General features: G+C 41.4%; 20 protein-coding genes and 3 riboswitches. Of the genes, 14 read left to right on the forward strand and 6 right to left on the reverse strand.

What is annotated here, in order from left to right; all coding sequences use genetic code 11:
* The first annotated feature begins 199 nt into the window (after positions 1 to 199).
* From NSQ72_RS06410 to NSQ72_RS06420, 3 genes are all read left to right on the forward strand, one after another.
* On the forward strand, positions 200 to 2,410 hold the full coding sequence (locus NSQ72_RS06410) for a PAS domain S-box protein (RefSeq protein ID WP_341083628.1): 2,211 nt from the start codon (positions 200 to 202) through the stop codon (positions 2,408 to 2,410).
* Position 2,411: 1 nt separating this feature from the next.
* Positions 2,412 to 2,903, forward strand: a complete 492-nt coding sequence (locus NSQ72_RS06415) for a methylated-DNA--[protein]-cysteine S-methyltransferase (protein WP_126681741.1) — start codon at positions 2,412 to 2,414, stop codon at positions 2,901 to 2,903.
* Between the two features lie 89 nt (positions 2,904 to 2,992).
* Positions 2,993 to 3,130, forward strand: coding sequence for a hypothetical protein (locus tag NSQ72_RS06420; protein ID WP_180272401.1), 138 nt, complete (start codon positions 2,993 to 2,995; stop codon positions 3,128 to 3,130).
* 24 nt (positions 3,131 to 3,154) lie between these two features.
* Here NSQ72_RS06420 and mtnA read toward each other — a convergent pair whose 3' ends face one another.
* Both mtnA and mtnK read right to left on the reverse strand, forming a co-directional pair.
* Positions 3,155 to 4,216, reverse strand: coding sequence for an S-methyl-5-thioribose-1-phosphate isomerase (mtnA, locus tag NSQ72_RS06425; RefSeq protein ID WP_341083630.1), 1,062 nt, complete (start codon positions 4,214 to 4,216; stop codon positions 3,155 to 3,157).
* 6 nt (positions 4,217 to 4,222) lie between these two features.
* On the reverse strand, positions 4,223 to 5,416 hold the full coding sequence (mtnK, locus tag NSQ72_RS06430; protein WP_039178063.1) for an S-methyl-5-thioribose kinase: 1,194 nt from the start codon (positions 5,414 to 5,416) through the stop codon (positions 4,223 to 4,225).
* A gap of 80 nt (positions 5,417 to 5,496) precedes the next feature.
* Positions 5,497 to 5,654, reverse strand: a riboswitch (SAM riboswitch).
* Between the two features lie 164 nt (positions 5,655 to 5,818).
* Between mtnK and NSQ72_RS06435 the strand changes: the two genes are divergently transcribed.
* The 6 genes from NSQ72_RS06435 to NSQ72_RS06460 all read left to right on the forward strand — a co-directional run bounded on the left by NSQ72_RS06435 (position 5,819) and on the right by NSQ72_RS06460 (position 10,865).
* Complete coding sequence (locus NSQ72_RS06435) at positions 5,819 to 7,009, forward strand: pyridoxal phosphate-dependent aminotransferase (protein WP_341083632.1); 1,191 nt, start codon at positions 5,819 to 5,821, stop codon at positions 7,007 to 7,009.
* Between the two features lie 44 nt (positions 7,010 to 7,053).
* Positions 7,054 to 7,155: riboswitch (SAM riboswitch) on the forward strand.
* Between the two features lie 102 nt (positions 7,156 to 7,257).
* Positions 7,258 to 8,478: a 2,3-diketo-5-methylthiopentyl-1-phosphate enolase gene (gene mtnW / locus NSQ72_RS06440; protein ID WP_341083633.1), complete on the forward strand. Its 1,221-nt coding sequence runs from the start codon at positions 7,258 to 7,260 to the stop codon at positions 8,476 to 8,478.
* Complete coding sequence (locus NSQ72_RS06445; RefSeq protein ID WP_341040537.1) at positions 8,478 to 9,173, forward strand: 2-hydroxy-3-keto-5-methylthiopentenyl-1-phosphate phosphatase; 696 nt, start codon at positions 8,478 to 8,480, stop codon at positions 9,171 to 9,173. The genes mtnW and NSQ72_RS06445 overlap by 1 nt, the downstream gene beginning before the upstream one ends.
* Complete coding sequence (locus NSQ72_RS06450) at positions 9,137 to 9,775, forward strand: methylthioribulose 1-phosphate dehydratase (RefSeq protein ID WP_341040538.1); 639 nt, start codon at positions 9,137 to 9,139, stop codon at positions 9,773 to 9,775. Before NSQ72_RS06445 ends, NSQ72_RS06450 begins: the two co-directional genes overlap by 37 nt.
* 16 nt (positions 9,776 to 9,791) lie before the next feature.
* A complete protein-coding gene (locus NSQ72_RS06455) occupies positions 9,792 to 10,322 on the forward strand; it encodes a 1,2-dihydroxy-3-keto-5-methylthiopentene dioxygenase (protein ID WP_024426834.1) in 531 nt (176 codons plus the stop codon).
* A gap of 300 nt (positions 10,323 to 10,622) precedes the next feature.
* A complete protein-coding gene (locus tag NSQ72_RS06460; RefSeq protein ID WP_039178071.1) occupies positions 10,623 to 10,865 on the forward strand; it encodes an aspartyl-phosphate phosphatase Spo0E family protein in 243 nt (80 codons plus the stop codon).
* Between the two features lie 46 nt (positions 10,866 to 10,911).
* Here NSQ72_RS06460 and NSQ72_RS06465 read toward each other — a convergent pair whose 3' ends face one another.
* Positions 10,912 to 12,417: an ATP-binding protein gene (locus NSQ72_RS06465; protein WP_039178073.1), complete on the reverse strand. Its 1,506-nt coding sequence runs from the start codon at positions 12,415 to 12,417 to the stop codon at positions 10,912 to 10,914.
* 204 nt (positions 12,418 to 12,621) lie between these two features.
* Here NSQ72_RS06465 and NSQ72_RS06470 point away from each other — a divergent pair, with 204 nt between their 5' ends.
* Positions 12,622 to 13,077, forward strand: coding sequence for a MarR family winged helix-turn-helix transcriptional regulator (locus NSQ72_RS06470; RefSeq protein WP_034281539.1), 456 nt, complete (start codon positions 12,622 to 12,624; stop codon positions 13,075 to 13,077).
* Positions 13,078 to 13,272: 195 nt separating this feature from the next.
* On the opposite strand, the gene motB is transcribed toward NSQ72_RS06470, so the two are convergent.
* The 3 genes from motB to NSQ72_RS06485 form a co-directional block, all read right to left on the reverse strand.
* Entirely contained in the window at positions 13,273 to 14,043 is a 771-nt protein-coding gene (gene motB, locus NSQ72_RS06475) for a flagellar motor protein MotB (RefSeq protein ID WP_039178076.1), read from the reverse strand.
* On the reverse strand, positions 14,036 to 14,830 hold the full coding sequence (motA, locus tag NSQ72_RS06480; protein ID WP_024424680.1) for a flagellar motor stator protein MotA: 795 nt from the start codon (positions 14,828 to 14,830) through the stop codon (positions 14,036 to 14,038). Before motA ends, motB begins: the two co-directional genes overlap by 8 nt.
* Positions 14,831 to 15,209: 379 nt before the next feature.
* The gene (locus NSQ72_RS06485) at positions 15,210 to 17,312 is read right to left on the reverse strand and encodes an ATP-dependent Clp protease ATP-binding subunit (protein WP_059376921.1); all 2,103 of its coding nucleotides are present in this window, start codon (positions 17,310 to 17,312) and stop codon (positions 15,210 to 15,212) included.
* Positions 17,313 to 17,556: 244 nt separating this feature from the next.
* Here NSQ72_RS06485 and NSQ72_RS06490 point away from each other — a divergent pair, with 244 nt between their 5' ends.
* The 4 genes from NSQ72_RS06490 to queE all read left to right on the forward strand — a co-directional run bounded on the left by NSQ72_RS06490 (position 17,557) and on the right by queE (position 20,697).
* Complete coding sequence (locus NSQ72_RS06490; protein WP_341083634.1) at positions 17,557 to 18,600, forward strand: YkvI family membrane protein; 1,044 nt, start codon at positions 17,557 to 17,559, stop codon at positions 18,598 to 18,600.
* 71 nt (positions 18,601 to 18,671) lie between these two features.
* Positions 18,672 to 18,716, forward strand: a riboswitch (PreQ1 riboswitch).
* 159 nt (positions 18,717 to 18,875) lie between these two features.
* Entirely contained in the window at positions 18,876 to 19,532 is a 657-nt protein-coding gene (queC, locus tag NSQ72_RS06495) for a 7-cyano-7-deazaguanine synthase QueC (RefSeq protein WP_059376926.1), read from the forward strand.
* Positions 19,533 to 19,973 carry a 6-carboxytetrahydropterin synthase QueD gene (queD, locus tag NSQ72_RS06500; RefSeq protein ID WP_047202222.1) on the forward strand — a complete coding sequence of 147 codons (441 nt, stop codon included), beginning with the start codon at positions 19,533 to 19,535 and terminating at the stop codon, positions 19,971 to 19,973.
* Entirely contained in the window at positions 19,966 to 20,697 is a 732-nt protein-coding gene (gene queE, locus NSQ72_RS06505) for a 7-carboxy-7-deazaguanine synthase QueE (protein ID WP_047202223.1), read from the forward strand. The genes queD and queE overlap by 8 nt, the downstream gene beginning before the upstream one ends.
* The last annotated feature ends 12 nt before the right edge of the window (positions 20,698 to 20,709 follow it).

Below are 20,709 nucleotides of genomic sequence, written 5' to 3' on the forward strand. Positions count from 1 at the left end.
CTATTTGATGTGAAATTGTAGAACGGTTGTAAAAGAAGCGTAAGAAAAGTGAATTGTTATACAATCCTGTCATCCAAATGAAATAAATGAGACAGTCTTCGTGTAAAAAGTTATCTTTTTTTATGAGTCGAATGAAGGAACAATGAAAATATTGTAGAAATATTGTAGAGGAATGAGGCTGGAAAAGGAGTGTAAGAGAATGACTGAAACGCTCGATGGCAATAGATTAACCCCTGCAGGAGATATCAGAAAATTAGAAAAAGAGAACGAATATTTGCGAACTGAGTTGATGCAGCAAAAAATGCTGTTAAATAAGACGCTAGATGCCATTTTTATATTTGATCAACACCTCAACATCATCCAAGCCAACGAAGCAACATGCAGGCTTGTACAGACACCGAAAGAAGACCTCCTCAATAAATCCGTTCTAGATTTCCTATACGGCATCCCGAAAGATAAAGTTGAATGCTCACTCGATCAATTTTTTCGAAAAGGTACGTTAAAAAGAGAAATCTCCATTCAGCTTGAAAGTGGTGAAACAAAATACATTGAATTTGTTGCAGAGCATGACACCATGAATCAGCAATATATAGTGGTCATGCGAGACATTTCTTCAAAGAAAATATTAGAACGAGAACGCTCCATGAATGAGCAGCTGTTCAAAGATTTGTTTGACCGAGCCATTGACGGGATGGTCATATTTGATCAGGATGGCTGCATGATTGATGCGAATCATTCTTTTTGTCAGAGCTTTGAACTGCAAAAGACGGATTTAACCGATCGCTATTTACATGAATTTGTTGAAGGAGATAATCTTCCAGCTTTGCAGCATCTTTTAACGTCACTTAAAGAAACAGGGAAAGCAAAAGGGGAGCTTCCTGTTACCCTTCAATCTGGCCAGCAAAAATTATTCGAACTCACCATTACATCAAATGTGATGAGTGGTTTTTATATGTCCATCATGCGGGATATTACAGAAAAAAGACTGATGGAAGAGAAGCTGTTAAAAAGTGAAGAACGCTTTAGAGAAATTTTCGAAAATGCAATGGATGCCATCATTATATGGGCGGACGATGGAGAGATTGTGAGAGCCAATGAATCAGCCTGCCGAATTTTTGAATTACCGATGCACTCGCTGATTGGCAAAAAGCTCACCGACTTTCTCGTCAAATCTGATAAGAGATATAGACCAACAAGAAGACGTTATATCCGCAATCATGAAATAAGGGAAGAGCTATTGTTCAAAATGGCAAATGGGCAGTATAAAGAGCTTGAGTTTACATCAAAGCATGCGGTATTAGAAGGACAGCACTTAACCATTTTACGTAATGTAAGTGATCGAAAAAGAATGGAGCAGGAGCTGCGCGAAAGTGAGCTCAAATTCCGTAAAGTATTTAATGGGTCAATGGACGGCATTGTTCTTTTTGATAATCAATACCGAATCATTGAAGTCAATCCATCTGCAAGCGAGCTGCTTCAATTGAAGGACGATCATTTAACAGAAATGAATCTTTTCCACATCCTTGCCCCTTATCAAATTGAAAATTTGGCTCAACCAGCCGAGGCGATGTCATTAGATGAAATGGACAATGAGGTTCCATTTGTACTGAACCATCCAGATCAGCGTATACTGGAATTCTCTTTTAAACGCAACATTATCCATAATATGAATTTGGCGATCTTTAGAGATGTGACAGAGCGGAAGGAATTAGAAGAGCGGGTGAGAAAATCAGATACCCTTCATGTGGTCGGAGAGCTTGCTGCTGGAATTGCTCATGAAATTAGAAACCCGATGACAGCCTTAAAAGGCTTCATTCAGCTGTTAAAAGGAAATATAGAAGGAGAGTATTCGCTCTATTTTAATGTCATCACATCAGAGCTGAAAAGAATTGAATCCATCATCACCGAATTTTTGATTTTAGCGAAACCGCAAGCTATTGTATATGAAGAGAAAAATGTGGTGCAAATTGTGAAGGATACGATGGATCTTCTGCACGCACAGGCTAATCTTGGCAATGTTCAAATGCATCTCAATGTGCTGGACGAGATACCACTGATATATTGTGAACAAAACCAATTAAAGCAGGTCTTTATTAACATTTTAAAAAATGCAATTGAAGTCATGCCGCGCAAAGGAAATGTCTATGTGAGCATTCAGCGAAAGGGCGAGGAGCATATTGTCATTTCCTTGCGTGATGAAGGCTGCGGAATGGCGGAGGATAAGCTAAAGCGTCTAGGTGAGCCTTTTTATACAACGAAAGAAAGAGGAACTGGACTTGGGTTAATGGTTAGTTATAAAATTATTGAAGAGCATCAAGGAACCATTGAGGTAGAAAGTGAGGAAGGCGTAGGAACCGTCTTCCATCTCACGCTTCCACTAAGGCAGCAGAAACAAGAAGGAGAGCAGTAACGTGTATTATACCGTCTATCACGCACCCATTGGGGCATTATACATACTAGAAAAGGACGATGCCATCATCGAGGTGATGTTTGATGATGAGCCGTTTTTAGCAAAAAAGCAGGCAGTGAATTTAAAGCAAGCAGATACGCCTGTCTTACAAGAAGCGAAAAAGCAGCTGGATGAATATTTCAAGGGAGAGCGTCAAGTATTCGATCTCCCGCTCAAGCAAACAGGTTCTCCGTTCCAAGAGCAGGTGTGGGGAGCATTGTCGGCCATTCCATATGGTGAATCAAAAAGCTATGCAGACATTGCAGAGGCGATAGGCAATCCCAAGGCTGTAAGAGCCATCGGACAAGCTAACAGACGAAATGCATTACCTATTTTTATTCCGTGTCACAGGGTGATTGGAAAAGACCGGTCTCTGACGGGCTATGCAGGATCGAAGACAGACATGAAAGCGGTCCTCCTTGAATTAGAAGGCATCCCATTTGTTCAAAAATAAATCGATTGACCTGTTCCGAATTTTTCCTGAGCAACATATCCTTTTATTAAGCTAAAAAAGTTGGTTGAGGGAAAAAGGAGGGCGCTGGCATGTTTTGGGGCAAAAAAGGTAAAGTGTATGCAGTTACGTCACTATGTGTCAAAATGAACGTTTTGACGGAAGAACAGAAAGAAGAAATCTTAACAAAAACGAATCAAGAAACAAAAAAGCGCGGTGCTCTTAAATGACAAGAACACGGCGCTTTTTTGCGATCATTGGGAGATGCTTTCGGCGAAAAGAGCATCAATCTCTTCTGCATAGTTCGATGTGATAATTCCCTTTTCTGTAATGATGCCTGAAATGAGATGATGAGGAGTGACATCAAAGGCGGGATTGAATACTTGAACATCGGGCGGTGCAATGGGGACACCGTTTAATTCCTTTACTTCCAGCGGGTCGCGCTCTTCAATTGGGATATCTGACCCGTCATGGGTGGATACATCAAAAGTGGAAAGCGGTGCTGCTACAAAAAACGGAATGTGAAAATGCTTGGCTAGAACGGCAAGACCCAACGTTCCAATCTTATTCGCTGTATCTCCATTACGAGCGATACGGTCAGCTCCAACAATGACAGCAGAAATTTGCTTTTCTTTCATCGTATGGGCGGCCATGTTATCTGTAATGAGTGTCACATCCACGCCGCCTTGCATGAGCTCCCATGTTGTCAGACGAGCGCCTTGAAGAACAGGGCGTGTTTCACATGCATAAATGTGAAGGTCAAGATTTTTCTTTTTGGCTAAATAAAAAGGAGCAAGGGCTGTTCCGTACCGGCTCGTTGCGATGGAACCTGCATTACAAATGGTTATGATACGGTCACCTGATTTAAAGAGCTGGAGTGCATTTTGACCGATTTGCCTGCATGTTTCTTCATCTTCAATTTGAATTTGAATGGCTTCATGGACAAGATCTGTTTTAGCTGCATTCACTGACGCTGCACGCTGAATGCGCTGCAGCAGCCGGTCTAAAGCCCAGGCAAGGTTCACAGCGGTTGGACGAGCACTGTTTAAATATTCTTTGATTCGAATCACTTCTTGTTTAAAAACATCGATTTCTTCTGTCTCAATGGCTTGCGCACTAAGCGCCAATCCAAATGCTGCTGTAATGCCAATCGCAGGTGCTCCGCGTACTTTTAATGTCACAATTGCATCATACACATCTTCTTTCGTATATAAATGCTCAAAGACGGTTTCGGTCGGTAATTTTTGCTGATTTAAAATGTTAATACGGTTTTCTTCCCATTCGACAGAACGGGGGACTTCAAATTCTTTTGACAAAACCCGTCACTCCTTTACAGATGGCTGGAATAATGCGACGAGGTCAGACGCTGTTTCCACTGCATGATATTGTTTGATAAATGTTTTTCCAAGTGTCAGTGCTGCTTTTTTCTGCTGAATCCGTCTAGTTGGTGATGGAATCGCATCAAGATCAGCGGCATGAGCAAGACCAATTGTTCGGCGGACAAGCTCACAGCCGGCAAAGCCTGTCGCTTCTTTTAAAATCCGGTCAAACGTTGTTTCTAAAAAGCTGTCCGATACACTAAATGCTTCAATGCTGTCCTCTTTCCAAGCTTTTGTGAACACTTCTTTGAATGTTGCCCATACATTGACGACATGGTCAAAAAGGTGCTGCTGCTCGTGTTCATTCTCGCGAGATAAAGCATTCAGGAACAGATTGGCGATAAAGTGGCCGATATCGAATCCAAAGGGACCGTAAAACGCGAATTCTGGATCAATGATTTTCGTTTCAGTCTCATTTGCAAAAATACTGCCTGTATGAAGATCTCCATGAACCAATGTTTCAGCTGATGTCAGGAATATACGCTTCAATTCTGCTGCTTTGGCCTGCACTTCAAGATCTGCCCAAAGCGCTTCTGCTGATTCTCTTAATTCTTCTTCGAAGTCATTTGTTTCACTATCAAAGAAAGGGTCTGTGAAGACGAGTTTTTCTGTGATATCACACAGGTCAGGGTTCGTAAATTGCTTCACAAATTGTTTTTTGATTTTAGGATTTGTCGCAAAGTCAGACGTGTAAAAAAGTGTTTTTCCTAAAAATTCTCCAACATGATCAGATAAATGCGGATATTGTTTTCCGGCAATTAGCCCTTTTCTGACGATTTCTAAGTGTGAGAGATCCTCCATGGCTGTCACTGCAAGAGCTGTATCCGAGTAATAGACCGCTGGTACGAGATGCGGAGCATATTCTGACTGTTTGATCAGGGCAGCACTTTCAATTCTTGCCCGGTCTAATGTAAGAGGCCAGCTCTCACCAACCACCTTTGCATAAGGTAGCGCCTGCTTGATGATCAATCCTTTTTCTTGTTTGTGATCATAAATATGAAAGACGTAATTTAAATTCCCGTCGCCGATTTCAGTACAAGTCAAATGACTGCTTTCTTGGATTAAGCCAAGTCTAATTGCGAGTGCAACTGCCGAGCTTTCTGTTAGTTCTTCATATGATGCCGTAAGTGTAACCAATTGCTTCCCCTCCAAATCATATAAAAAAGCCTCTTTCTCCTGAGAGAAAGAGGCTTGATGGTGTGTATGCTCAAAGCCTCTCTTATCTCTCAGCACATACGTCTGATGGAATTAGCACCGTGCCCTATAAGACAATTGTCTTGGCGCGTTACTTGCTGCGCCCCACTTCACAGTGGTATTAACGGTCGGTTGCTGTTGGGGTCAAAAGGCCAAATCCCTCGCCCAACTCTCGATAAGAGAAATCAATATGTAATTGTTTCGTGTCTGTTTGCATTTCTTAATTCAAGATATTATCAGAGCTGCGCTTTACATGTCAATCTTTTTTCAAAATTGCTTTACAATTCATAAAACAATCCATTACAGTGATTGTATTGTCACGTAACTTGAATAGAAGGTGAAGAAATGGAATTCCAGCAATCAGATGTGTTGAAACAATTACCGAAACAATTTTTTGCGTCTCTTGTCCAAAAGGTGCAGAAAAAAGTGCAGGAAGGGGCAGATATCATTAATTTGGGGCAGGGAAATCCTGATCAGCCAACTCCTCCGCACATTGTAAAAGCCATGCAGGAAGCGGTAGCAAAACCTGAAAATCATCGATACTCCTCATTCCGTGGAACAGCGAAATTAAAAAAGGCCGCTGCCGCTTTTTATGAAAGAGAATATGGCGTTACGCTTGATCCAAAGACGGAAATTGCGATTTTATTTGGCGGGAAAGCAGGGCTTGTTGAACTGCCGCAATGCCTGCTGAATCCGGGTGATACGCTTTTAGTCCCTGACCCTGGTTATCCTGATTATTGGTCAGGTGCTGTACTTGCTGGAGCGCATATGGTGACCATGCCACTTCTTGAAAAAAATGATTTTTTACCTGACTACGATTTGCTGCCTGAGGATGATAAGAAAAAGGCAAAATTAATGTATTTAAATTACCCCAACAATCCGACGGGGGCTACGGCAAGTCGTTCATTTTTTGAAAAAACCGTTACATTTGCGAAAGATCACAAGCTTTGTGTTGTTCATGATTTTGCATATGGCGGCATTGGATTTGATGGGGAAAAGCCGATCAGCTTTCTGCAAGTAGATGGAGCGAAAGAGGCGGGAATAGAAATTTACACATTGTCTAAAACGTACAATATGGCAGGGTGGAGAGTAGGATTTGCGGCAGGGAATCCGTCTGTTATTGAAGCGATTGAGCTTTATCAGGATCATTTGTTTGTGTCGTTGTTTAAAGCCACGCAGGATGCAGCAGCGGAAGCCCTATTAAGCGATCAAACGTGCGTACGGGTGCAAAATGACCGATATGAGAAAAGGCGGAATGTGTGGATAACTGCCTGCAAAGAAATTGGCTGGGAAGTCAGTGCACCAAAGGGATCATTTTTTGCTTGGTTAAAGGTGCCAGAAGGATATTCATCTGAAGCCTTTTCTGATTTATTATTAGAAAAAGCGCATGTTGTTGTAGCGCCAGGTAATGGCTTTGGTGCTCACGGTGAAGGGTACGTGAGAGTAGGGCTTCTAACAAGCGAGGAGCGGTTACAAGAAGCTGCTCAGCGCATCGCTGCCTTGAAGTTGTTTGAAAAAAAGCCATTGACAACATAAAAAAATGGTGCGATAATTCAGGCAATATTTAAGAAAATTGAATATTCTTATCAAGAGTAGGCAGAGGGACTAGCCCAATGAAGCCCGGCAACCGACTTCCATGAAGCACGGTGCTAATTCTTGCAGCAAGCGCTGAGAGATAAGATTCGGATGAATGACACGAAACAACCTCTTTAAGGCGCTCAAGAAGCACTTGAAGAGGTTTTTTTATTGAACATATGCATGACGCAATCGAAAGGGGATTCCTAGTGAGTGAATTACTGGCAACATACGTATTAACACATCGAGAGGATGAACAAATAAATCGAAAAGCGGAGCAGATCGCGCTTGGTTTAACAGTTGGATCATGGACGGATTTGCCGCAGCTCAAAAAGGAGCAGCTTCAAAAGCATAAAGGCCGAGTTGAAAAAGTATTAGAAAAGGCTGCTCCAGTCGAAAATGGCCTTTATCAATCAGAGGTGACCATTGCTTATCCTGAGGCAAACTTTTCAGCAGATTTACCTGCTGTTTTCACGACGATTTTTGGAAAGCTTTCACTAGACGGAAAAGTGAAGCTAGTCGATATCCAATTTTCTGAAGAATTTAAAAAAAGCCTGCCAGGACCGGTATTTGGAATTGATGGCATACGAAATAAGGTAAATGTATTTGATCGTCCATTATTGATGAGTATTTTTAAAGGTGTTATCGGCCGTGATATGCAGGATTTAAAAGAGCAGCTCCGTTTACAGGCATTAGGCGGGGTTGACCTCATCAAAGACGATGAAATTTTATTTGAAAGTCCATTAGCTCCTTTTGAAGAGCGAATCAAAGAAGGAAAAGAGATTTTAAAAGAAACCTATGAAGAGACAGGACACCGCACGCTGTATGCTGTCAATTTAACGGGCAGAACCTTTGACCTGAGGGATCGAGCGAGAAAGGCCGCTGAACTTGGAGCAGATGCGCTCTTATTCAATGTCTTTGCTTACGGTCTTGATGTCATGCAAAGCTTAGCTGAGGATCCAGATATTCCACTGCCTATTATGGCGCATCCCGCAGTGAGTGGTGCATTGACATCCTCTACTGAATATGGATTCTCGCATTCTCTTCTTTTAGGCAAATTAAACCGATATGCTGGCGCTGATTTGAGCCTCTTTCCCTCACCTTATGGATCGGTTGCACTTCCGAAAAAGGATGCCCTTGGAATCTATGAAGCTTGCGTGAAAGAGGATACGGTTCAAAAAACATTCCCTGTCCCGTCAGCAGGCATTCATCCAGGAATGGTTCCAGTATTGATCAAAGATTTTGGAATTGATCATGTGATTAACGCAGGTGGAGGCATTCACGGACATCCGCGGGGAGCCATCGGCGGAGGGAAGGCATTTCGTTCGATCATTGATGCCGTTATACAGGAAGAGTCTATCCAAGATAAGGCGGCTTCCTGCCAAGACTTAAAAGCGGCACTTGATCTTTGGGGAAGGGTAGCAGAATAATGAAAAAACCAATTGTGTGTTGTGATTTTGATGGAACAATTACAAAAAATGATAATATCATCCGCATCATGAAACAGTTTGCACCGAGTGAATGGACGACACTGAAGGATGGTGTCCTGTCAAAGGAAATTACCATTCAAGAAGGCGTCGGGCAGATGTTTCAATTACTGACAAGTGATCAGAAGGAAGCCATTCAATCATTTATTTTAGAGGATACAGAGATTCGAGAAGGATTTAAGGAATTTGTGGATGAGGTAAAAAAAGCAGACATTCCTTTCTATGTACTTAGTGGGGGGATGGACTTTTTTGTCTACCCCATCCTCGAAGGCATTGTCGATCGAGACGATATTTATTGCAATCATGCATCATTTGGGGAAGAGCATATTCAGATTGAATGGCCGCATGCCTGCGATACGCAATGTCAAAATGGATGCGGATGCTGCAAGCCCTCAATCATTCGAAACCTGACTCATGAGGATGATTTCATCATCATGATCGGAGATTCAGTGACTGATGTGGAGGCGGCGAAACATGCAGATCTTACGTTTGCGCGCGACTACTTGCTCAATGAATGTCAAGAGCTCGGGCTCGTACATAAGGAGTTTGACACATTTGTTGATCTACACGCGCAATTTGTTCAAATAAAGGAAGTGAAGGAATGGCAGACGCAAAGAGCAAACGCTGGCAGGAGCTAGCAGACGTTAAACGTGAACTGGCCCAAAGAGACTGGTTTTTCGGAACAAGCGGTAATTTATCGATCAAGGTGTCGGATGATCCAACCACGTTTTTGGTGACGGCAAGCGGCAAAGATAAACGAAAAGAAACAAATGAAGATTTTGTGCTAGTAAATGCGGCAGGCCAGCCCCATGATCCGAACGAGACGCTTAGGCCATCAGCTGAAACACTGCTTCACACGTACGTGTATGAACGGACGAAAGCAGGCTGCTGTCTCCATGTCCACACCATTGATAATAATGTGATGTCAGAGCTGTATGGGGATAAGGGAGAGATTCGTTTTAAAGGCAACGAAATCATCAAAGCGCTTGGTTATTGGGAAGAGGATGCAGAAGTGTCGATTCCGATTATTGAAAATCCAGCTCATATTCCGCATCTTGCAGAGCAATTTGCCAAACATCTGACACTAGAGGCGTCATCTGGTGCTGTACTCATTCGCAATCATGGCATCACGGTCTGGGGAAAAACAGCCTTTGAAGCAAAACGAGTATTAGAAGCATATGAATTTTTATTTAGCTATCACTTAAAATTAGCGCTGTATCAACAGCAGCTTGTAAGATAAAAAGGAGGAAAAGCACATGGCGACGATTTTGATTCACAATGAAGAGAACACATTACTTGAGAACGAGCAAGAGGTTGCATCATATTTAGAAAACCAAGGGGTTATTTATGAGCATTGGGATATTGAAAAGCTGCCAAACCGTTTATCAGAAAAGTATGATTTAACCGATGAGGAAAAGGAAGAGATTTTGACTGTTTTCCAAAAGGAAATCCAAAGTATTTCTGAAAAAAGAGGGTACAAAGCGCAGGATGTGATTTCATTATCTGATGCCACGCCAAATCTTGATGAGCTGCTCCAAAACTTTAAACGTGAGCATCACCATACAGATGATGAAGTACGCTTTATTGTGAGCGGGCACGGAATCTTTGCTATTCAAGGCAAGGATGGCGTCTTTTTTGATGTGAGATTGAACCCAGGTGATTTAATTTCTGTTCCGCCAAACATCCGTCATTACTTTACACTTCAAGAGGATCGCAAAGTGGTCGCAGTTCGCATATTTGTCACAACTGAGGGCTGGGTGCCAATTTACGAGGAAGAAACGGTTTAATGATAGAGCTGATCATTCCGCATGAGGCGGAAGATCAGCTTTTTTTTAGGAAATTAGACATAAAATGTGAAAGAAAATAGTTGATTTTGATCTTCTGTATAGGATAAAATTCTGTTTAATCAATGTGACAGTCCTGTCCAAATTTGAAGTTTACCCCCAAATTTGATTGGGTAAAAGGTCTTTAGGCTGTAAAAAATTAAATAAAATAAGCATATTTAATTTAATTTACAAATAAAGTATAATTTTGGTGTCGGATCATTTTGAGCATAGACAGTCGAAATCATTGCGGGAGCTGAGATCATGAATATTTATGTAAGGAAAGAACAATTGCTGATGTCCATTGATGAGAAGAGAAAACAGATGGTAGAAGCTGCTCAAGTGGAAGGGTACACTGGTGAGATGACAATTAAATATAGTCAAGAACTGGACAACCTGATGAATGAGTATCAGCATCTTCTTTTTCATGAGAAACAATCTGCCCCCTCCTTTCATGATCTTGTGTCTCAAATGAGTCTTTTATCTGTGAACCGCCCCTCTTATTGACATGAAAAACCGGTCTTGCATAAGCAAAACCGGCTGACATCTTCAGCTATGCTGAGTGAGCAGAAGGAAGCATGATCATAACAGTCGTTCCTTTATTCACTTCGCTATGAATATCAATTGTTCCGCCATACATCGAAATGATTCGTTTACACACGACAAGCCCGAGACCCGTGCCTTTTTCCTTCGACGTAATAAAGGGGAGGAAGATGTGCTTTAACATCTCTTCTGGTATGCCTTCACCTGTATCCGCTACTTTAATGATGACATGTTCTTTTTCAGCTTCGATCACAATCTTCAAATGACCGCCGTTTGGCATCGCTTCTAAAGAGTTCTTTGCTACATTTAAAACGACTTGTTTAATATGATCCTTCGTGCAATACACGCCCACATCTTGAATCGTATTGATTTGCAAATCCACTTCGACATTATAAAGGTTTGCCTCAGAGAAAACGATCGGCATAATCTCACTTACAATTTCTTTTACAGAGTTATTCTGCCATTTTTCTGCCGTTGGTTTTCCTAATACAAGAAATTCACTGACGATTTGGTTTATCCGTTTAATTTCTTCCTCGATGACAGAAAAATAGAGCTGATCTTCTTCTGAATGATACTTCTTTTGCAATAGCTGGATAAAGCCGCTAATCCCTGTTAATGGGTTACGAATTTCGTGTGCTGTACTTGCTGCGAGTGTTCCGATCAATTCAAGCTTTTGCGCTTCGTTTTGATGACGCTCCTGCTGAGTTTGCCGCCTTAACACGATATATTGGACTAGTGTGAATAAAATATTTAATAAAATAAACGCACTGGATAAAGGAATGAGCATCACAGACAGCACTTCACTTGTTGAAGCACGCTGCGGAAAGACCTCTAGCTTCCAGCTGTTTTCGTCTAAATATGTAGACACGGTGCTGCCGCCCTCGGATATTGGCTGTGGACCACTTGTAAACACGACATGTCCATTTTGATTCAGCATTTTAAAATGAAGATCAGGATTCAATACATTCATAATATTTCTTAAATAATCAATTTGAATGGCTGCAATCAGCACATTGGTGACCTCTTCATTTTCATCGAGAACAGGCACACAAATGGAGAGAATCCGCTGTTTTGTAATTCGGCTCACATAGTTGTCTGTGATCACGGTCTGCTTGGTCACTTGAATGCGTTTAAAGTAATCTCTGAATGATAGGTTGATTTTTTCCTTTAACGGGGTGGTGCTTGCTGTTACATTTCCTTTTTTGTCTAGGAGATACAGACCTGAAAAACGAGGTTCTTGTTTATAGATTTTCTCTAGGATGTTTTGTACTTTTTTCGTCTCAAGTGGCTGGTCAAATCCCATGGCAAGGGAAGTTAATCTCGCTTCTGTTTCACTTATTAAATAATTCATTTGGTTTTTGTGAATATTTAACATAAGTGTAGCGGTTTGTTTGTTCTTTAAATCGATTTTTTCAGTTTCTTTTTCGTAGATAAAATAACTAATGATTAGGGTTGGAAGCATGACCAAAATAAGGTAAAGTCTGATCTTCTTCCAAAACCCTTTGAGTATACTCATCATTCATCGCTCCAACGTATTACCTAATAGACTTATTATAGCATTGAACCTATCTTTATTACGATGACTTGTGTGATTTTTAAAAAATTAGGTGATTCGTTCTGGTCTCATTTTCGTGCTAAAGATGGATCAAAATGTTGACATTTTACTTATTGTTTATTAATGTCACATTAGTGGGTTGCATTTCATAAAGGATGATAAAAAATGGAAAATCATAATGTTGAAAAATCATTGAAATTATTTATTGTATTATCACGTGCCTATCGCTCAATTAATCATCACATGAACAAACATATTGTGAAGCACGGGCTGAATCCAACTGAATTTGCTGTGCTAGAATTGCTGTATCATAAAGGTGATCAGCCGCTTCAGCAAATCGGTGATAAGATCTTACTTGCAAGCGGCAGCATCACGTATGTGGTCGATAAATTGGAGAAGAAAGAACTCCTCAGCCGGAAGGCTTGTGCAGAAGACCGCAGGGTGACATTTGCGCATATTACAAAGCAGGGACGAGCTTTGCTTGATGACATCTTCCCAGATCATGCGAAAGAAATTCATGAGATGATCAGTGTCCTGAGCGAAGAAGAGAAAGATGCCTGCATCGATATGCTCAAACATGTAGGGCTGCGTGCAAAGCATTTATATGATCATCAAGAATAAATAAAAAGGAAGTGCTGGCTTCCTTTTCAGCGTGCAGGCAAACCCTCGCATTCGGTGTCAGTCCTGCGCTCCGGTGCTCGTCCTTCCTAGGGCTGCAAAGGTTTTCTATCACGCTGAAAAGAAGACAAAGGGCTAAAATAAAGATCATTTTAGCCCTTTGTCAACAATCTGAAAGGAAGCCGCTGGCTTCCTTTTTTATTTCGCTTTTTTCTCAATCGGTAAAATGAGTACTTCTACACGCCGGTTTTTACTTCTGCCTTCTGCTGTATCGTTTGAGGCAATCGGTTTGAATTCGCCGTATCCTTTTGTACTAAAGTTCTCTTGGTCTAGGTTGCTGTTTTCAAGAAGAATATTTAAAAAGTTCACAGCACGAATGGCGCTTAAATACCAGTTTGATTCAAATTCTGAATTTCTGATCGGTACATTATCTGTATGTCCGCTAATGACGATGTCACGAGCGGGATTAATGACGAGCAGCTTTGAGATTTCTTTTGCTAACGGGACATCCTGAGAGCGAATAACTGCCCGTCCGGAATCAAAGAAGATACTGTCCTCAATCGTAATGAGAAGTCCTTCATCCGTAAGCTTTGTTTCGAGCTTGGAACCAAGTTTTTTATTTGCAATGAATGAATCGACCTGCTGTTTGACCTTTGTGAGAACCGCTTGGTCTCGAGCCTTTGCTTTGGCTTCTTCATCTTTCTCTTCCTCGGCTGCTTTCTTGACTTGGTTGCTATGTTCAGTTTCTTCCGTGCTTTGCATGCTGGATTGATCCATGACACCAGTACCGCCAGTAAAAACAACATTAAAAGACTTAGCCATCTGTTCATATTTTGCCGCATCAATCGAACTAGATGCAAAAAGCACAATGAAGAGGGCGAGAAGAAGCGTCAGAAGATCGGCATAAGGGATAAGCCAAGATTCATCTACATGGTCTTCATGATCATGGTTTTTACGTTTCCTAGCCATTTTGATTTTCTCCTTCTTCAATGACAAGATTTGCACGTTCTTTTGCTGGTAAGTACATAAGAAGTTTTTGTTCAATGACTTTTGGAGATTGACCTTCAAGAACAGAAAGAATACCTTCGATCATAATCAGACGAAGCTTTACTTCTTCCTTTGATTTACGCTTCAATTTGTTGGCAAATGGGTGCCATAATACATACCCGGTAAAAATCCCAAGCAGTGTGGCGACGAAGGCAGCACTGATTGCATGTCCAAGTGCTTCAATATCTCCCATGTTGGCTAGTGCTGCAATAAGTCCGACAACGGCGCCAAGTACCCCTAGCGTCGGAGCGTATGTACCAGCTTGTGTAAAGATTAATGCGCCTGACTGATGTCGTTCAGACATGGCATCAACTTCTTCTGTTAAAACGTCTCGAATAAATTCAGCACTTTGGCCGTCAACTGCCATGCTTAACCCGTTCTTTAGAAAATCATCATCGACTTCCTCAAGACTTGCTTCTAATGCCAAAAGGCCTTCACGACGCGCAATTTGTGCCCAGTTGGAAAATAGAGGGATCATTTCTTGAATCGTTGGAAGCTGGCTGTCTTTGAAAATTTTGCCGAACAATTTTGGTGTTTTCTTAATTTCACTAGAAGGGAATGCGATGACAACAGCTGCAACCGTCCCAACAATGATGATTAATATAGCCGCCGGGTTGAGAAGAGCAGTTAGACTCACACCTTTCAAAACCATACCGACACCTAGTGCAATAAATGCTAAAATAATACCAATTAACGATGTTTTGTCCATTATCTCACCAAATCCTTTAACTATCTTTTTCTATAGTTAATATCGGTGTGTTCCAGAAGGGTTTTAGTCAGAATATAAAATTAAGACAGTTTCTGTGAAGAATTTTTGACGAAAGCGCTTTCTGTATATGTAAAAAGAAGAAACTCCCTCTCATATAAAGGGAGTCTCCATTTAATCATTTTGTGCTGGTTCATCTAAATGAAGCAGCTCTTTTAATTTTTCTTCATACATGATTTTGACAAGATCGTAGCTCCAATTCATCATGTGATCCACCTCTTTTTCTTTTATCGTAAAGGAAAAGAGGCGGGGGAGCGTCAGCGTTCAGATGGAACTTAGCCGCCGCAACATGATGGAGGTGCATATCATCCTGAAGGTGTAGTTATCCTTTTTTTACGACGATTTCGTCATGTTCAACATCCACAGTAAATCCAGAAAGCTGCTCCTCTTCAAGCAGGATCTCTGTCATTTGATCTTCAACGTGCTCTTGGATGGTTCTTCGAAGTGGACGAGCACCAAATGCAGGGTGATATCCAAGCTCTGCGATTTTTTCTTTCGCTTCATTTGTGACATGGACTGTTAAATTCTGCTCTTTTAATTGCTCTGACAGCTCATTAAGCAGAAGATCAACAATCTTCACTAAGTCCTCTCTGTCTAGTGAATCAAATTGAATGATGCTATCAAAACGGTTCAAAAATTCTGGTTTGAAGTAGCTGCTGAGCGAATCAATGAGTGATTGTTCCTCAATCGCTTCGTCCTGATCAGACTGGAAGCCGACCTTGACCGTTTTATCTGCGCTGCCTGCGTTACTTGTCATGATGATGACTGTATCTTTAAAGCTGACAGTTCTGCCTTGGCTGTCTGTTAAACGCCCATCTTCCATGATTTGAAGGAACATATGCTGTACATCTGGATGTGCTTTTTCGATTTCATCCAGCAAAATGATGCTGTAAGGTTTTCTGCGCACTTTTTCAGTCAGCTGGCCAGCTTCATCATGTCCAACATAACCAGGAGGAGAACCGATGAGTTTGGACACAGAGTGTTTTTCCATGTACTCACTCATATCTAAACGAATGATCGCATCTCTGGAACCGAATAATTCTTCAGCCAGCGTTTTAGACAATTCGGTTTTCCCGACACCTGTTGGTCCAACGAAAAGGAAGGAGCCTGTCGGTCTATGTTTCGATTTTAATCCAGCTCTGCTTCTTTTCACGGCTTTCGCCACTTTATCAACCGCATGCTCCTGCCCAATTACTCGTGCTTTTAGACGGACATCAATTTCTTTCATTTTGGTTTGTTCGTCTGCTTGTAGTTTGCCGACAGGAATGCCTGTTTTTTGTTCCACAATGGCCTGAATGTCCTCTGCTGTGACGATATGCTCTTTGTCAGTTGTTTTGTTTTGAAGTCTTGCTTCAATGGCTTCTTCTTCATCGCGAAGCTTCGCTGCTTTTTCATATTGTTCTTCTTTTAGCGCAGCCTGTTTTTCTGCGGCAATTTGCGCAAGTCGGTTTGTCAGTTCATCTTCACTTGCAGCATCAATGGAGAGGTTCGCTTTTGAACCAGCTTCATCCATTAGATCAATGGCTTTATCCGGCAAATGACGGTCTTGAATATACCGGGAAGATAATTGAACGCACGCTTTGATGGCTTCATCTGAATAGGTGACACCATGATAGGCCTCGTACTTATCTTGAATACCTTTTAAGATGTCGATCGCTTCATCTGGTGTTGGCTCATCCACGATAACGGGCTGGAAGCGTCGTTCGAGTGCAGCATCTTTTTCAATTTGGCGATATTCTTTTAATGTCGTCGCACCTACTAGCTGCAGTTCGCCTCTTGCAAGGGCTGGTTTTAAAATGTTTCCAGCATCCATTGATCCTTCTGCAGATCCTGCGCCCACAAGAAGGTGGATTTCATCTACAAACAAGATGATATTTTTACGGCTTTGCAGTTCTTTGATTAACTGCTTCATTCTTTCCTCAAATTGACCGCGTACACCTGTGTTTGCGACAAGTGAAGAAACATCTAATAAATAGATTTGTTTGTTCTTTAATTTATTTGGTACATCGCCGCTCGCAATTTTCAGTGCGAGTCCTTCTGCGATCGCTGTTTTCCCAACACCTGGTTCACCAATAAGAACAGGGTTATTTTTATTTCTTCTATTTAAAATCTCAATGACTCTTGCGACTTCTTCATCACGGCCAATGACTGGATCAATTAAGCCAGCATTTGCTCCATCTGTTAAGTTACGGCCAAGCTCATCGAGTAAGCCTTTTTGTTTTGGCTGCTCCATGTTTGGGGCATGACCTGCCTGTTGAGAGAAGAATGAACTTCCTCCAAAAAGCTGAGGTCCCATTTTCATTTTTGACTGCTCCATCAAAGAGGTATAGCAGTCTTCACATAAAACCATTTGGCTCCGGGACGAATTTACTTGCATATTCAGGCGAATAGTTGCTTCATTTACTTGACAATGTTGACAACGCATTTGCCATGACCTCCTTAAAATAAAGTTTGACTTTATTTGACCAATGAATGTTAAAGAAAATGGTCTGTTGTTTGACCATCTTTGACTATAGTATACTCTGACCTATTTTGACTTTCAACTGTTTTGCTCAAAGACGGATAAAAATCCTTTTTTGCATTTAATCATGGTTTGTCCTTCTTTTCAAGGAACTTGTCTCATAGGATAAAAAAGAGACAATCGAAAGTGATGGGTGCGGAGGGGTCACATGAAACGTTCAAATGAATCCGCTTTTCAGCTTGCCTTTGTATATGTAGGAACAGTGGTTGGAGCTGGGTTTGCGACAGGAAAAGAAATCGTAGAATTTTTTGTTCGTTTTGGCTGGGTTGGACTATTAGGAATCCTGATTAGCGGTGTTATTTTTACTGGCCTTGGTGCAAAAATGATGCTGATTTCGAAACGAATCAAAGCAGAATCTTATCAAGATATGAACCGGTTTTTATTTGGCGCAGCTGCGAGTCGATATATTAATATTGTGATGTTTTTTATTTTACTCGGTGTTACCTCAGTCATGATTTCAGGCGCAGGGGCTATTTTTGAAGAACAGCTTGGCATTTCGAAGGAGTATGGGATCTTTTTGACGATCATTCTGAGCGTCATTGTACTCTTTAAAGGTTCAAAAGGACTATTTGGTGTTAACGTCCTTGTCGTTCCAATGCTGATTTTCTTTTCATTGATTGTGTTTCTTGATTCATTTGTTTTTAGCAGCAGTGAAAGTTATGTTCTTGCGCTGCAAATGGGTGAGGGCGAGTGGATACTATCAGCAGTGTCCTATGGTGCCTTTAATTTAGCACTGTCACAGGCAGTGTTAGTACCCGTTGCAAATGAAATGACCTCTGAAGCAGTCATTAAAAAGGGAGCGGTGCTTGGGGGCGTCATGCTGACACTCATTTTGCTTGCTTGCTTTTTATCTCTTTCTTCATTAGATATGCTGGAGGCGTTTGATATTCCAATGGCCCAGGTGGTGTATCAAGTTGCAAACTCCATTCATCTCATTTATTTATTTGTCATCTTCGGTGAAGTTTTTACATCCGTCATAGGCAATTTATACGGGCTGGAGAGACAAGTAAGGGCATATATCCGAATGAACAGCATCTTTACGATATCCCTTATTCTCATATGCTGCTATGTGATTAGTAAAATTGGTTACGGTACACTGATTTCAACGGTTTACCCGGTTTTTGGCTATGTCAGCATCTTTTTTATCCTCTTTCTTTGTCTAAAAAAAGTGCCTGCACCGCTAGATAAGTAAAGAAAGGATAGCCTGCATGAAAAATATGTGGTACACTATCCTCTGTGAAAATTGAACAAAAATCCGTGAAGACGGGAGAGGTTCTAGCAAAACCCTCTATAAAAAACTAAGGACTTGCCGTATCCTTGGATGTGGCATTTTTTATTTTTTATGGCTGGGACACCTCATACACATGTAAAGGTGTCTTTTCTTTTGAGAAAAATAGGGGTTTTCAGGAGCCTTTCAGATGCAGTGTTGTACGGTTGTACGCATCTGCAAAAGGAGGAGAACAGAAAATGAAAAATGAAAAAGCAGTCGTTGTCTTTAGCGGGGGACAGGACAGTACGACATGTTTATTATGGGCACTTCAACAATTTGAAGAGGTAGAAACAGTGACCTTTCATTATAATCAGCGTCATCAAGAAGAAATTGATGTCGCCAAAAGAATTGCTGACAAGTTAGGTGTAAAGAATCATCTATTAGATATGTCACTTTTAAATCAGCTGGCACCTAATGCTTTAACAAGAGATGACATTGACATTGAGGAAAAAGAAGGAGAGCTTCCTTCCACATTTGTGCCAGGAAGAAACTTAGTGTTCTTATCCTTTGCCTCTATTCTGGCGTATCAAATTGGAGCAAGACATATTATCACAGGTGTTTGTGAAACAGACTTTAGCGGCTATCCAGATTGCCGTGACGAGTTTGTGAAATCTTGCAACGTCACAGTGAACTTAGCAATGGAAAAACCATTTGTGATTCATACACCACTGATGTGGTTGAATAAAGCAGAAACATGGAAGCTGGCAGATGAGCTCAATGCACTGGAATTTGTGAAAAATGAAACGCTCACTTGCTATAACGGCATCATCTCTGATGGCTGCGGAGAATGTCCTGCGTGTAAGCTGCGGAAAAACGGCTATGACACTTATATGGAAATGAAGGAGGCAAAATAAATGCTTTCTCAAATCTATCCACAAACCGATCATCCATTTTCATTTGAATTGAACAAAGACATGCATGTATCGGCTGCCCATTTCATCCCGCGAGAAGATGCGGGCGCATGCAGCCGTGTTCATGGTCATACGTACACCATCAATATCACAATTGCGGGCGACGACCTAGATGAATCGGGTTTCCTTGTCAATTTCAGTACATTGAAGAAACTCATTCATGGGCAGTACGATCACACGCTACTCAATGATCATGAGGAATTCTCATCAAACGATCGATACGCGATGCCAACCACTGAGGTGGTGGCAAAGACCGTATATGACAAAGTCGCAGCGTATTTATCGACTTTAGCGAACAAGCCAACATGTGTTCAAGTCTTTGTCAGAGAAACACCAACAAGCTACTGCATTTACCGTCCGAAACGAGTTGAGATCAATGGCTAAAGCGATTCCTGTATTAGAAATCTTTGGTCCAACCATTCAAGGAGAAGGAATGGTGATTGGACAAAAAACGATGTTTGTCAGAACGGCTGGCTGTGACTACTCTTGCAGCTGGTGTGATTCATCCTTTACATGGGACGGCTCAGCGAAGCATGATATTCAGTGGCTTGAGGCAGAAGACATTGTCAAAGAATTAAAAAGAATAGGCGGACAGGCTTTTTCTCATGTCACCATTTCAGGAGGAAATCCTGCGCTTTTAAAACAAATGGAATCCCTCATTGATTTGCTGCATGAAGAAGGGATTGATACAGCGCTTGAAACACAAGGGACGATGTATCAGGAATGGTTTTTGAAAATTGATGACTTAACCATTTCCCCTAAGCCGCCAAGCTCGAATATGAAAACAGATTTTACGAAACTAACACGTATCATAGATGAGCTGAAAAACGGAAATAGATTGCAGCATGCAAGCCTGAAGGTCGTGATCTTTGACGATCGTGATCTAGCGTATGCGAAGGATGTTCATGCGAAATACCCTGAGCTTCCTTTTTATTTGCAGGTAGGAAATGATGATACGACGACAGGTGATGATGCGTACTTATTGACGCATTTATTAAAGAAATATGAAGCGCTTGTAGATCAAGTTGCACAAGATCCAGACTTAAACCGCGTAAGAGTGCTGCCTCAGCTGCACACGTTATTGTGGGGAAATAAACGAGGCGTATAGAAAGGAAGAGAT

The organism is Bacillus sp. FSL R5-0659, assembly GCF_038008785.1.
Classification (GTDB): Bacteria; Bacillota; Bacilli; order Bacillales; family Bacillaceae; genus Bacillus; species Bacillus safensis.